Source organism: Devosia sp. Z11_6, assembly GCF_058133665.1.
In genome coordinates this window covers 235,461-248,833 of sequence record NZ_JBYUNQ010000004.1, presented here as the reverse complement: position 1 = coordinate 248,833, position 13,373 = coordinate 235,461, and the positions used below count along the sequence as shown (strand labels likewise).

Here is a 13,373-nt window from a genome sequence, read left to right as displayed (position 1 = left end):
GCTTACTCGGCTGCTTGAGTGCGCGGCGCTGCGGCAGTGCCGTAGGGCAGATTGCGCCCACCATAGCGCCTCACGCGCAGATTGGCTTGCTCGGCGTGACCCACAAAACCCTCCAGCATGGAAAGGCGCGAGCCATATTCCCCGATGGCTGCCGAGGCCTCGTCCGTGGTGACCTGCTGCCAGGTGCAGGTCTTGAGGAACTTGCCCACCCATAGCCCTCCGGTGTAGCGCGCCGCCTTTTGGGTCGGCAGGGTGTGGTTGGTGCCGATCACCTTGTCGCCATAGGCGACATTGGTGCGCGGGCCCAGGAACAAGGCGCCATAATTGCTCATATGGTCGCGGAACCAGAGGTCACGATCGGTCATCACCTGAACGTGCTCGGAGGCAATCCGATCGGCTTCGGCCAGCATTTCCTCGTAGCTCTCGCAAACGATTACCTCGCCGAAATCCTCCCAGGCCTGCCGGGCCACCGGGCCGGTGGGCAGGATGCCCAGCAGGCGCTCGATCTCGCGCATCGTCTCGCGTGCCAGCTGTTCGGAATTGGTCAACAGGATCGCCGGCGAGGTCGGGCCGTGCTCGGCCTGGCCCAAGAGGTCAGTGGCGCAGATTTCGCCATCCACCGTGTCGTCGGCGATGACCAGGGTTTCGGTCGGTCCGGCAAACAGATCGATCCCCACGCGGCCATAAAGCTGGCGCTTGGCTTCAGCGACAAAGGCATTGCCGGGGCCGACCAGCATGTCGACGGGATCGACGCTTTGCGTGCCGATGGCCATGGCGCCGATCGCCTGGATGCCGCCCAGGACATAGATTTCGTCGGCACCGGCCATGTGCTGGGCGGCAACGATCGCCGGGGCGGGCTTGCCGTTGAAGGGCGGCGCACAGGTGATGACGCGCGCGCAGCCTGCCACCTTGGCCGTTATCACCGACATATGCGCGGAAGCCAGCAGCGGATATTTGCCGCCCGGCACATAGCAGCCCACCGCGTTGATGGGCACATGCCGATGCCCCAGCGTCACGCCCGGCAGGGTTTCCACTTCGAGATCTTGCAGGGTCGCGCGCTGCTTTTGGGCGAAGTTGCGCACCTGGGTTTGAGCAAATTCGATGTCGTGCAGGTCCTGCGGCGTCAGCTGGGCGAGGCAGGCGTCGATCTCGGCCGGGGTCAGGCGGAAATCGGGCCGATCCCAGTTGTCGAAGCGCGCCGACAGTTCCCGCACGGCAGCATCGCCGCGCTGTTCAATATCGGCCAGGATGGTTTCGACCGTGCTGCGCACCTGCCGATCGGCGGCGGCGCGCTCCTCGAGGTTTTTTCCGCGCTTGAGCCATTGAGGCATGGTGCATCCTTGTGGAGGGAGAAAGGGAATAAGCGGGCCGGCGCTCAGTAGCGCTCGGACGGGTCGACCAGACCGTCGAGCTCCTGCCCGCGCATGAACCGTTCGAGATTGGCGATGAAGAACGCCGTGGTGCGGCGATTGCTTTGCGGGGAGCTGCCCGAGATATGCGGGGACAGGCGCACGCGAGGATGGGTGTAGAGCCAGTGGCCTTCCGGTGGCGGCTCGGGATCGGTGACATCGAGCGTGGCGCAGGCCAGTGGCCCATCAAGCGCGGCGCGCAAGGCCTCAGTATCGATCACCGCGCCGCGGCCGATATTGATGAGATGGGCGCCGGGCTTGAGCGCGGCAAACGCGTCTGCATCGAGCATGCCGCGGGTTTGCGGCGTGAGCGGCGCGCAAAGGGCGATATGGTCGGAGCGGCCAAGGAGATCTGAGAGCGAGACGATCTCGACGCCCTCCATGCCGCTGGGGCGGGGCGAGCGGCGGGTCGCCAGCACCGTCATGCCAAAAGGCAGCGCCCGCTCGGCAACGGCCCGGCCGATCTCGCCAAAGCCGATGATCCCGAGCGTGCTGCCATGCAACTCACCCAATTTGTGATGGCGCCAAACGCTGCGCGCATCGGTCCAGATCTCGGGAATGCGCTTGGCGACGCTCAGCATGGACGCCAGCACATATTCCGAGATCGGCACGGCCGAAGTGCCCCGGCTCACCGTCACCTTTGGCACGGCAAACACCCAGGCCGGGTATTTGTCGATGCCGGTGGAGCGCAGATGCACCCAGCGCAAATTGAACGGCCAGCCGGCGGGCTCAGGCATGCCGGGATGGAGGCCCACCGCGGCGCTGTCCTGGCTGACCAGCAGCACGTCAGCCCCAGGCGGCACCTGCCAGGCGGTGTGCGGCGTCGGCTCGAGGGCGTCAAAGCGCACGCCTTGGGGCAGTTCGGCGGCCACCGAAGCGGCCAGCCGCTCGCCGTATTGGTGGGCGATAACCGGGGTCATCGATCAGCGGGTCCGCACCAGAACGCGGCCCTTGACCTGGCCGGCGAGGATCCGCCCGGCCGCATCGGGCAGCCCGTCAAGCCCGATCTCCTCGACCATGGAGCCATAGGCGGTCAGATCAAGAGTTTGGGCGATGCGCGACCAGGCCGCGATGCGCGCCTCATAGGGCTGCATGACGCTGTCGATGCCCAGCAGCGAGACTGCACGCAAGATGAAGGGCAGCACATTGGTGTTGAGCTCGATGCCGGCCGCATTGCCGATCGCGGCAACCGCGCCACCATATTTGACCTGCTTGAGCAGCTTGCCGAGTATGGGGCCGCCGACATTGTCGATGGCCGCTGCCCAACGCGCCGATTCCAGCGGTTTGTCGGGCTGGGCGAGGAATTCGTCGCGGGCCAGGATGCTGGCGGCGCCCAGCGCCTTGAGGCTGTCGCCATGCTCGGGCCGGCCCGACAGCGCCACGGCGGTGTAGCCCAACTTACCCAGCAGCGACAGCGCCACGGTCCCCACGCCGCCGGCCGCGCCGGTGACCAGAACTTCGCCGGCGTCCGGCTTTAGCCCCGCCGCTTCCAGCCGGTTGATGGCGAGCATGGCGGTGAGCCCAGCCGTGCCCACGATCATGGCGTCGCGCGTCGTCAGTCCTTTGGGTAGCGGCACCAGCCAATCGGCATTGACGCGGGCGCGCTGGGCATAGCCGCCCCAATGGGCTTCGCCCACGCGCCAGCCGGTCAGCACCACGGGGTCGCCCGCCTTGTAGCGGCTGTCTTCGCTGTCGCGCACGGTACCGGCAAAATCGATACCCGCCACATGGGGATAGTTGCGCACCAGCCCCCCTGCCCCGGTCAGGCACAGCCCGTCCTTGTAGTTGAGCCCGGCCCAATCGACATCCACAGTGACATTGCCTTGGGGCAAGCGATCGTCGGTGAGCGTCTGGAGCGCCGAGGAAACCGTCCCATCAGCGCTGCGGTCAGTGACGAGGGCCTGAAAACTCATGAAAACATCCTTGTTGTTCGGTACTCGGGGACGAAGAAGGCTCTAGACCTTCCAGTCATCGCCCCAGATCTGCACGATATGGCCGGGTGAGATTTCCCGGTATTCCCGCTTGGGTGGCTCGAAATCCACCGGACGCAGCGGGCTTTTGATCTCGTCATTGTTGACGGGGCGCACCTGCAAGCGGCGGGCCGGATCGGGCACGGGCACGGCCGCCATCAGGCGCTTGGTATAGGGGTGCTGCGGATTGCCGAACACGGCCGCGACCGGGCCCTTCTCAACGATCTCGCCGAGATACATCACTGCCACCTGATGGCTGATGCGCTCCACTACGGCCATGTCGTGGGAGATGAAGAGGTAGGACAGCCCGAACTGCTCCTGCAGGTCCATCATCAGATTGACCACCTGCGCCTTGATCGAGACGTCCAGCGCCGAAACGCTTTCATCGGCCACGATCACCTTAGGCTCGAGCGACAGCGCCCGGGCGATGCAGATGCGCTGGCGCTGCCCCCCCGAAAACTGCGCGGGATAGCGGTTGGCCATTTCCGGGGTGAGCCCGACGCGCTTGAGCAGGTCCATGGTTTTGTCGCGCGCCTGGGCCTTGGTGCCCAGCTTATGGGTCAGGAACGGCTCGGCGATGGCGTCGCCCACCGTGATGCGCGGATTGAGGCTGGCATAGGGATCCTGGAAGATCATCTGGATGTGCCGGCGCATGCCGCGCATTCGCTCCTTGTCCAGCGCGCGAATATCGGTGCCGCCGATGCTGATCTCCCCGCTTTGCGGCTCGATCAGGCGCATGATCGCCCGGCCGGTGGTGGACTTGCCGCACCCGGATTCCCCCACCAGCGAGAGCGTTTCCCCGCCCCGCAGATCAAAGCTCACCTTTTCAACGGCATGCACGCGGCCCGTTGGCCCGCCAAAGAGGCCCCCGGGGATGTCGAAGCGCTTGACGAGTTCGCGCACCCGCAACACTGGCTCTGCATCACGGCGCACCGTATCGGGACGCTGCCGACCCGGCACGATGACACCGGTGGCGCGATCGAGAATGGGGAAATGCTGCGGCCCGTGTTCACTGCCCTCGCCCAGCTTGGGCACCGCGGCAATCAGCGCGCGGGTATAGGGGTTCTGCGCGCGGGCAAAGATGGCCTCCGTGGTGTCCGACTCTACCGCCCGCCCTTCCAGCATCACCACGGTGCGGTCGGCGACCTCGGCCACCACGCCCATGTCATGGGTGATGAACAGCACGCCCATGCCTTCTTCCTTTTGCAGCTGCTTGATCAGCTGCAGGATCTGGGCCTGGATGGTGACGTCGAGCGCGGTCGTGGGTTCGTCGGCGATCAGCAGCTTGGGCTTGCAGGCCAGCGCCATGGCGATCATCACGCGCTGGCGCATGCCGCCAGAGAGCGAATGGGGATAATCCTTGAGGCGGGACGCGGCCCCCGGGATGCGTACGCGCTCGAGCAGCCGCAACGCTTCCTGCGTCGCTGCCTGGCCGGAATACTGGCCATGGATGGTCAGCACTTCGGCGATCTGCTGGCCCACGGTCTGGAGCGGGTTGAGGCTGGTCATGGCCTCCTGGAAGATCATGCCCATTTGGCGACCGCGCACAGTGCGGATCTCCGCTGGCGGCAGCGTCAGCAGTTCACGACCCTCCAACTGCACCGAGCCTTCGACGCGGCTCGCGGCCGGATCAAGCAGGCGCATGATCGTAAGCGCCGTCACCGACTTGCCCGAACCGGATTCCCCGACCACGGCGACCGTTTCCTCGGCCCCGATGTCAAAGGAGAGGCCTTTAACAATCTCCACCCACCCGTTGGAGGTCAGAAAGGATGTGCGCAGATCCCGCACGGACAGCACCGACTCGGCCGCGGGATCGGGCACGACGCGTTCAACAGCAAGAGCACCCGTATTGGCCATGATTTCTCCTATCGGGCGGTCGAGGGGTCGAGCGCATCGCGGATCGCGTCGCCGACCAGGTTGAAGGACAGAACCACGAGCGTAATGGCGACGCCGGCGCCGATGATCGGCCACGGCGAACCAAAGAGGCTATTGAGGCCATCGCGGATGATGTTGCCCCAGCTCGGATTGGGCGCGCGCGTGCCGATGCCCAAAAAGCTCAGCGAGGCCTCGATACGGATGGCCGACGCTACCCACAGCGTCATCAGCGCCACGATCGGAGCCATAATGTTGGGGATGATGTGGCGGATGATGATCACCGGGGTGCGCACCCCCGTGGCAATCGCCGACTCCACGAACGGCTCCTGCTTGATCGACAGCGTCTGGGCGCGGGCGACACGGGCAAAGCCGGGAATAAAGGCCACCGTGATCACCGCGATGATGTTCCAGAACCCGCCCCCGAGCACGGCTGCGATCAGGATCGCCAGCAGCAATTCGGGGAAGGCCAGCAAGAGATCGATCACACGCGAAATCAGCCGGTCGGTGACGCCCCCGAAATAGCCGGCCGTCACGCCGAGCAGGGTGCCGAACAAGGCAGCCAGCACCGGCGAAATGAAGCCGAACAGCAGCGAATTGCGCGAACCATAGATGAGGCGGCTGAGCACATCGCGGCCGAACTGGTCGGTGCCGAGCCAGTTTTCGGCGCTGGGCAGCCGGTTGATCTTGAGGATCGACTGGGCCAGCGGATCATAGGGCGCGAGCCACGGCGCGAGCAGCGCGACCAGGATAAAAATGCCGATCATGATGGTGGCGAGCGTCGTTTCGATGCGCCCGAACAGCAGCTTGGCGACCTTCTGGAAGGCGTTGGGCTGGGCGGGAGCCAGGCGAACGGGATCGTTGGTTACAACAGTCATATCAGCTCACCCGCACACGAGGATCGACGACGACATAAACAAGGTCCATCAGGAGGTTGATGAGGACCACAAACACCGCAAAGACCAGCACGCCGCCCTGGATCACCGCGTAATCGCGCTGCGCGATGGCATCGATCAAGAGGCGCCCGATACCGGGGCGATTGAACACCAGCTCCACCGCAACCGAGCCCGACAGCGTCGAGAGCAGGCTGAGGCCCAGCCCGGTGGTAATGGGCAGCATGGCGTTGCGCAGCCCGTGATTATAGATAACCCGCTTTTCGCGGGCGCCCTTGGCGCGGGCGGTGCGCACATAGTCCTTGCCCAGCACTTCGAGCAGGCTCGTGCGCGTCAGCCGGCCAAGAAAGGCCGCCTTGACGAAAGCGAGGGTCAGCGCCGGCAGGAAGATATGGTGCATGCGGCTGGCAAAATCGGTGCCCGCGCCATTGATCGGGAACCAGCCCAGATTGAGCGCGAAGGTGATCAGCAGCAGCGCCCCAAGGAAGAAGTCGGGAATGGCATAGCCAATCAGCGAGAACAGGCGCACGCCAGTGTCGGGAAGCTTATTGCGATTGGTGGCGGCCAGGACGCCCATGGGAATGCCGGCGACGATGCCCATGGCCATGGCGGCAAGGGTCAGCTCGATCGTATAGGGCAGGTTCTGCGCAATCAGCGTCAGCACGGGCGTGTTGGACAGGAGCGAGCGGCCGAAATCGAGGGTCAGCACGCCGCCGAGGAAATTGAAATACTGCTGCCAGAGCGGGACATTGAGGCCCATGCGCTCGCGGAACTCGGCCAGCTGTTCGGGCAAGGCCGCGTCGCCCAGCGCGGCGAGCGCGGGATCACCCGGCAGGATGCGCATGGCGATAAAGACCAGGGTCAACACCAGGAACAGGGTTGGAATGGCATCGCCCAGTCGAAGAAGCAGATATCTGGCCATGAGTGCACCGCCTTGGAGTGGCCGGGCTCCCGTCGGGAGCCCGGATAGGGGATTGGGTTAGACCGTCTTGGTCGCGCGGTGGAACCGCCAGCGCGCATAGCCGCTCTCGACCTCGTAGCCGAGGTCCACCTTGGCCGAGCGCACCGCCGTAAAGCCCAGCGTCGAGAGCCCGATCAGTGGCAGGTCACGCAGTACCTGCAGCTCGATCTGCTTGCACAGGTCGAGATAGGTCTCGTAATCCGAAGCGGTCAGCGCCTGGTTCAGGAGGTCGTCGATGCCGGGCATGGCCACGCCGTAATGGCTGTAATTGCCACCGCCCGAGCCGTCCGACTTCACTTCCGAAGCCGAAGCCAGCTGCTGGAAATAGATCTGGGTCGGGATCGGCGGATAGCTCGAGGAGTGCATCGCCAGGGTGTTTTTGTCAGAGCGATTATCGGCATGGTAGGCGGTGTGATCGCCGATAATGAGGTTCATGTTGAACCCGGCCGGGCGGATCAGCTCCTGCACGATCAGCATGGTCGAGGAATAGTCCTCCCGCTGGGAGCACAGCGAGTCAAAGCTGATGCCATTGGGGAAACCGGCCTCGGCCAGCAGCGCCTTGGATTTTTCGGGGTCGTAGGGATATTGCAGCTCGGCCGGCAGATCCTCGGTCTTGAAGCCGGCAGGGAAGAAGTCGGGCTGCAGGCCCGCCATGACCCCACCCATCGGCGCCAGTGCCGCGGCAACGGCCGGGCGATCGATCGCATGCATCAGCGCCTGGCGCACTAGCAGATTGTCGAACGGCTTGCGCGTCAGGTTGATGTGGAGCGTATTGAACGAGCCCGGCGTCGTCATGTCGATCTTGAGAGTGGGGTCACGCTGCAGGATGGAGTCGATCCAGCCGGGCGCTCGGACCGCTTCGATAATGTCCACGTCGCCAGCCAACAGCGCCAGGGTGCGGGCGGTGGTGTCGGCGATATAAACGCATTCGACAGTGGCGATCTTGGCCTTGTCGCCCCAATAGCCTTCATGGCGCTTGAGGCGCGTGCCGAATTCAGGGTCGAACTGCACCAACTCGTATGGTCCGGTGCCCACGGCATCGGTGGCAAAAGCCTCGCCGCCGATTTCCTCATAGGCCTTTTTCGAGACGATCGAAGTGTTGTTGTTGAAGATCGAAGTGCCCAGCAGGTTCACATCGGGCTGCTTGAGGGTGATGGCGATCTCATAGGGGCCGGTCGCGACCACACTCTCGATATTGGAAAGGATGGTGCGGTTGGTGCCTTCCTTGATCGCGCGCTCGAACGAAAAGACGACGTCCTCCGAAGTCATCTCGCCGTAGTTGCGGTGGAACTGCACCCCTTCGCGCAGCTTGAACGTCCAGGATTTGGCATCCTCTGATTGCGTCCATTCCGTTGCGAGGGTGGGCAGATATTCCTCCGGCGTCAGCGCGAAGCGACCATCGTCGGGCCGCACCAGCTGTTCATACATCTGCTCGGTGGCCCAGTTGTCCGAGCCCTGTGTCGTCAGGTTCGGGTCCGAGTGGCGGGGGCCATTGGCGGCAATGCCGATCCGCAGGGTATCGGCGTCCTGCGCGTGGCTGGCCTGCACACCAATAGCTGTCAAAGCCGTGGTGGCTGCCGCTAGTTCCAGAAAACTCCGTCTGTTCAAAGCCATGGGTTCCTCCTCCCTGGTTGAACGGCGCCGGATGGGTCCGGCGCCGGCATGGATCACGCCTTGGTGGCGCGATGCAGTCGCCACCGTGCGTAGCCGCTCTCCACCTCGTAGCCGAGGTCGAGGCGCGGATTGCGCACCATGGTGTAGGACAGTGTCGACAGACCGATCAGGGGCAGGTCGCGCAGCACCTGCAGCTCGATCTCGCGGCACAATTGCAGATAGGTGTCGTAGTCGGTGGCGCTGAGCGCCTGCTCGAGCAGTGCATCAACACCCGGGATGGCCACGCCATAATGGCTGTAATTGCCGCCGCCCGAGCCATCGGCCTTCACCTCAGCCTTGGAATAAAGCTGCTGGATGTAGATCTGGGTCGGAATCGGCGGATAGCTCGAGGCATGCATCGCCAGGGTGTTTTTGTCCGAGCGGTTGTCGGCGTGGTAGGCGGTGTGATCGCCGATGATGAGGTTCATGTTGAACCCGGCCGGGCGGATCAGCTCCTGCACGATCAGCATGGTGGAGGAATAATCCTCGCGCTGGCTGCAAAGGGCATCAAAGGTCACCCCATTGGGGAAGCCCGCTTCAGCCAGGAGGGCCTTGGACTTTTCCGGATCATATTCGTAGCGCAGCTCGGGCGGCAGATCCTCGGTCTTGAGCCCGGGCGGGAAGAAGTCGGGCTGCAAGCCGACCAGTACGCCACCCATGGGTGCCAGCGCTTCGGCCACGGTCTTGCGATCGATCGCATGCATCAATGCCTGGCGCACCAGCAGATTGTCAAAGGGCGCGCGGGTGAGATTGACGTGAAGGGTGTTGAACGAGCCCGGCACGGTCATGTCGACCTTCATGTTGGGGTCGCGCTGCAGGATCGAGTCGATCCAGCCTGGTGCGCGCACCGCCTCGATCATGTCCACCTGCCCTGACACCAGGGCCAGCGTGCGCGCCGTGGTATCGGCAATATACAGGCACTCGATATTGCCGACCTTGGCCGGCTCGCCCCAATAGTCCTCGAAGCGCTTGAGATAGGTGCCGCTTTCGGAGTCGTACTTGGCCAGTTCATAGGGGCCGGTGCCCACGGCGTCGGTGGTGAACTTCTCCACCCCGATTTCCTCATAGGCCTTCTTGGAGACGATATTGGCGTTGAGCGAGAAGACCGTCGTGCCCAGGAAGTTGACATCGGGCTGGTGCAGGCTCATCACCACTTCATAGGGGCCATTGGCGACCGCATCGGCGATATTGGCGAAGATCACCCGGCCGGTGCCGAAGTCCTTGGCCTTGAGGAAGGTGAACGCCACGTCGTCGGCGGTCATCTCGCCATAGCCGCGGTGGAACTGCACGCCTTCGCGCAGCTTGAAGGTCCAGGTCTTGGCATCCTCGGACATGGTCCATTCGGTGGCCAGCACCGGCTGGTAGTCATCTGGCGTCAGCGCGAACTTGCCATCTTCGGGACGCACGAGCTGCTCGTACATCTGCTCGACGGCCCAGTTGTCCGGCCCTTGCGTGGTCTGGTTGGGATCAGAGTGACGCGGATTGTTGGCGGCAATGCCGATGCGGATCGTGTCGTCGCCCTGGGCATGGGCGGCCGAAATGCTCAGCGCGGACAGCGCGGTGCCGGCTGCGGCCAGTTCCAGGAAGTTGCGGCGGTTCAGGGTCATTGGGGTCTCCTCTTGTTCTTGTGGTCGCGCGGCTCTAGCGGACGCGCCGTTGTTCGAGTTCGGCATCGACCAGTTCGAGCCCGAGGCCAGGAGCCGAGGGGATCTGGAACTTGCCATCCACCGGCTTGGGCGGATTGCGGAAGCCGGGATACATGCGGGTGTCGGGATCGGCGAATTCGGCCGGCTTGGTCAGGTGCATGATGGTCGCGAGCACATGCAGATTGGCCATGTGGCCGATCGTGGGCTGGGTCTGGTGCGGCACCAGTTCCACGCCATGGGCGTAAGCAATGGCGGCGCATTGCATGAGCCCGGTGATACCGCCCATCTTGACGATATCGGGCTGCACCATGCGCACGCCGGCATTGATCATGTCGACAAGGGCCTGGGTCGTATAGGTCTGCTCGGCCGCCGAAACGGTGATGTCGAGGCGCTGGGCCACTTCGCCCATGGCGCGCACATCGTAGTGCTGCACCGGCTCCTCGAACCAGACATAGCCCAGCTCTTCGAGCGCCCGGCCGACCCGGATAGCGCCGCCGACCGAATATTGGTTGTTGGCATCAAAGGCGAGCGGGAAGTCCGGCCCCACAAGTTCACGCACGGCCTTGGCCTTGGCGATGTCGCCGGGAATGTCATAGTCCTGCCGGGTGCGGTCGCCATCCCAGCGGATCTTGATGGCGGCCGGCTTTTCGGCCAGCCAGCGCTGTTCGACCACCCGCACCGTCTCATCAACGGTACGATTGGCATTGCCGCCGATCGAGGCATAGAACGGCACTTCGGTGCGCCAGGCGCCGCCCAGCAGCTTGTAGATGGGCTGGTTGAACAGCTTGCCCTTGAGGTCCCAAAGCGCAATGTCGAGCGCCGCCAAGGCGCCGGTGACCGCCCCTTCGGGCCCCAGCTTGATATAGCGGTGCAGCAGGCGGTCATAGATCACCGCATGGTCGAGCACGTCGGCCCCCACCAGCGAGTCCGCCGCATCGCGCAACACCCAGAGCGAGTGTTCGCCGCCATACATCGGCGAGGCCTCGCCATAGCCCACCAGCCCCTCAGTGGTGGTGACGCGCACAAAGGCGGTGCGGCGGCCCGGCGGATCACCGGGGTTCCAGGCGACCTGGAAGGCATCGACGGATCTGATGGTTGAAGCTGTAGCCACGGTCGGATCTTTCAGGCGGGATGGTGGATGGATTGCAGATGCTGGCGCAGCGGTTCGGGCAAAGGCGCCGGGCGCTTGGTTTGGGTGTCCACGAACACATGGACGAAGTGGCCCTGGGCCACGGCCGTCTCGTTCTCGTTGGTGAAGGCGGCAAGCCCGTAGCGCACGGAGGAGGAGCCGACATGCTCCACCCGCAGGCCCATTTCGAGCCGATCGGTGAAGACGATTTCGCGCAGGAAGCGGCAGCCATTTTCAGCCACGACCAGGCTCGCTCCGCCCTTACCGATGCCGAAGTCCTGCTGGTGCAGGAACTGCAACACGGCCGTGTCGAAGAACTCGTAATAGCGCGCATTGTTGACGTGACCGACGATGTCGATGTCGTTCCAGCGCAGCGAAACAACACAGAACCAGCGGTAGTCGGCGCGGCGGGCGGGTGGCTGACGCTCCATCGCTCAGCCGCGCGCGCGAGCAGGCATGGCCAGCTCCGCTCTAGTCATGGGGCTTCTCCCTTTGCGGCATGGCGACGGCTTGGCGTGCCGTTCTTATCCATGCGTTGCATTCACCTTACATTATATGCATCCGTATGCAAGCGGCCCGAACAGCTAGTTTGCATCCGGATGCAGCCACTTCATGATGTGCTCGGCCACAGCCACGGTTTGCCCGTCCTGATTGCTCGCTTCGAGCGTTGCCACCGAGCGGCGGCGCTCCGCGTCAACACCGGTTACCGTGTAGGTCACGGTGATGGTATCGCCAAAGAACACTGGCCCTACAAAGCGCATCCGGTCATAGCCGAGCGACACCGGCACGGTAGTGTTGCCCCGCCCTTGCGACGCGCGGATCGCCTTGGTGCCGGCGGCCGACATATAGCCCACCAGCAATGCGCCATGGGCGATGCGCCGCCCGAACTGCGAGCCGGCCATGAAGGCCTCATCGGTATGGGCCTCATAGTCGTCCCCGCTCAGCTCGACAAAGCGCGCCACATCCTCGGCGCTGGGGGAAGCAGTGTAGCTGACCGACAATCCCTCAACCGTTTCGATCCAGTTCTCAGCCATAGATCTGCGTTCTCCGGAAGCGCGCCGCGATCTCCCCGTCAGCCAGGAAAAATTCCTCGGCCACGAAGTAGTGCTTGCCCTTGCGCTCATAGGTCTGGGCGATCCAGCCAGCGGTGCGGATGGCCTGGCCGGGGTAAACCGGGCGGAAATGCTGGGTTTCGGTTTCCACCAGCACCACGGCCGCGGGGAACTTCCAGCCGCTATTGGTGTCGCCCATCGCCAGCCGCATCAGCATGCCCGAATGCACGATGCCGCTCTGTGCATAAAGCGGGTGGGTTTCGGCAAAGGCACTTTTGGAGACGGCAACGTCCTCGGGAGTCAGCATGCGATTTCGACTATGCAGCGGCGCGCCCACCGGCAACTCACCGGCTTTGATCGCCGGCGCCTCGTGGGGCGGCAGCAGCAAGCTCAGCTCCCGCCCAGGGGCCGGTTCTTGCGGGGCGTGGGCAAGTGAAATGGAACCGGTCGCGACGATTTCACCGTCCCCATTCAGCACGGTCACCGCGCTGCGCAGGAACTGCCCATCATCCTCCAGCGCCTCGCCCTTCACGACCAGATCGTCGTGGTTATAGACGGGCTTGCGGAAACGCGCTGTCATGGCGCCGCGCTCCGCCCAGTCCATGCCCCAGGCTTCGATCGCGAGCCGGCTCATATGGCCATAGACAAAGGCGCCGGGGATCAACGCGGCCTTGTAGCCGCGCGCCCGCGCCACCGCATCATCATGGATCGAGCCCTTGTAATGCGGGGCGTCGTCGAGCAGCACATGCACCCCAAGCTCACGGGGAAAATCGGCTTTGTCGAGCATG

Annotated in this window: 12 protein-coding genes; all 12 read right to left on the bottom strand. The window is 64.1% G+C overall.

Going from position 1 to position 13,373, the window contains the following annotated elements; all coding sequences use genetic code 11:
- Positions 1-2: 2 nt before the first annotated feature.
- A complete protein-coding gene (gene hisD, locus AC3YMN_RS13410) occupies positions 3-1,331 on the bottom strand; it encodes a histidinol dehydrogenase (RefSeq protein WP_489890385.1) in 1,329 nt (442 codons plus the stop codon).
- Between the two features lie 44 nt (positions 1,332-1,375).
- Positions 1,376-2,329 (bottom strand): NAD(P)-dependent oxidoreductase, encoded by a 954-nt coding sequence (locus AC3YMN_RS13405; RefSeq protein ID WP_489890384.1) that lies wholly within the window; start codon positions 2,327-2,329, stop codon positions 1,376-1,378.
- 3 nt (positions 2,330-2,332) lie between these two features.
- Entirely contained in the window at positions 2,333-3,322 is a 990-nt protein-coding gene (locus AC3YMN_RS13400; RefSeq protein ID WP_489890383.1) for an oxidoreductase, read from the bottom strand.
- 42 nt (positions 3,323-3,364) lie between these two features.
- Positions 3,365-5,236: an ABC transporter ATP-binding protein gene (locus AC3YMN_RS13395; protein ID WP_489890382.1), complete on the bottom strand. Its 1,872-nt coding sequence runs from the start codon at positions 5,234-5,236 to the stop codon at positions 3,365-3,367.
- Positions 5,237-5,244: 8 nt separating this feature from the next.
- Positions 5,245-6,129, bottom strand: coding sequence for an ABC transporter permease (locus tag AC3YMN_RS13390; protein ID WP_489890381.1), 885 nt, complete (start codon positions 6,127-6,129; stop codon positions 5,245-5,247).
- Between the two features lies 1 nt (position 6,130).
- Entirely contained in the window at positions 6,131-7,066 is a 936-nt protein-coding gene (locus AC3YMN_RS13385) for an ABC transporter permease (protein ID WP_172122847.1), read from the bottom strand.
- 57 nt (positions 7,067-7,123) lie between these two features.
- Complete coding sequence (locus AC3YMN_RS13380) at positions 7,124-8,719, bottom strand: ABC transporter substrate-binding protein (protein ID WP_489890380.1); 1,596 nt, start codon at positions 8,717-8,719, stop codon at positions 7,124-7,126.
- Between the two features lie 53 nt (positions 8,720-8,772).
- Entirely contained in the window at positions 8,773-10,365 is a 1,593-nt protein-coding gene (locus AC3YMN_RS13375) for an ABC transporter substrate-binding protein (protein WP_489890379.1), read from the bottom strand.
- 34 nt (positions 10,366-10,399) lie between these two features.
- Positions 10,400-11,515, bottom strand: coding sequence for a mandelate racemase/muconate lactonizing enzyme family protein (locus tag AC3YMN_RS13370; protein ID WP_489890378.1), 1,116 nt, complete (start codon positions 11,513-11,515; stop codon positions 10,400-10,402).
- 11 nt (positions 11,516-11,526) lie between these two features.
- A complete protein-coding gene (locus AC3YMN_RS13365; protein ID WP_489890377.1) occupies positions 11,527-11,964 on the bottom strand; it encodes an acyl-CoA thioesterase in 438 nt (145 codons plus the stop codon).
- A 153-nt stretch (positions 11,965-12,117) separates the two neighbouring features.
- Positions 12,118-12,567, bottom strand: coding sequence for a MaoC family dehydratase (locus AC3YMN_RS13360; RefSeq protein WP_172122843.1), 450 nt, complete (start codon positions 12,565-12,567; stop codon positions 12,118-12,120).
- Positions 12,560-13,372 (bottom strand): hypothetical protein, encoded by an 813-nt coding sequence (locus tag AC3YMN_RS13355; RefSeq protein ID WP_489890376.1) that lies wholly within the window; start codon positions 13,370-13,372, stop codon positions 12,560-12,562. Before AC3YMN_RS13355 ends, AC3YMN_RS13360 begins: the two co-directional genes overlap by 8 nt.
- Position 13,373: the final 1 nt, after the last annotated feature.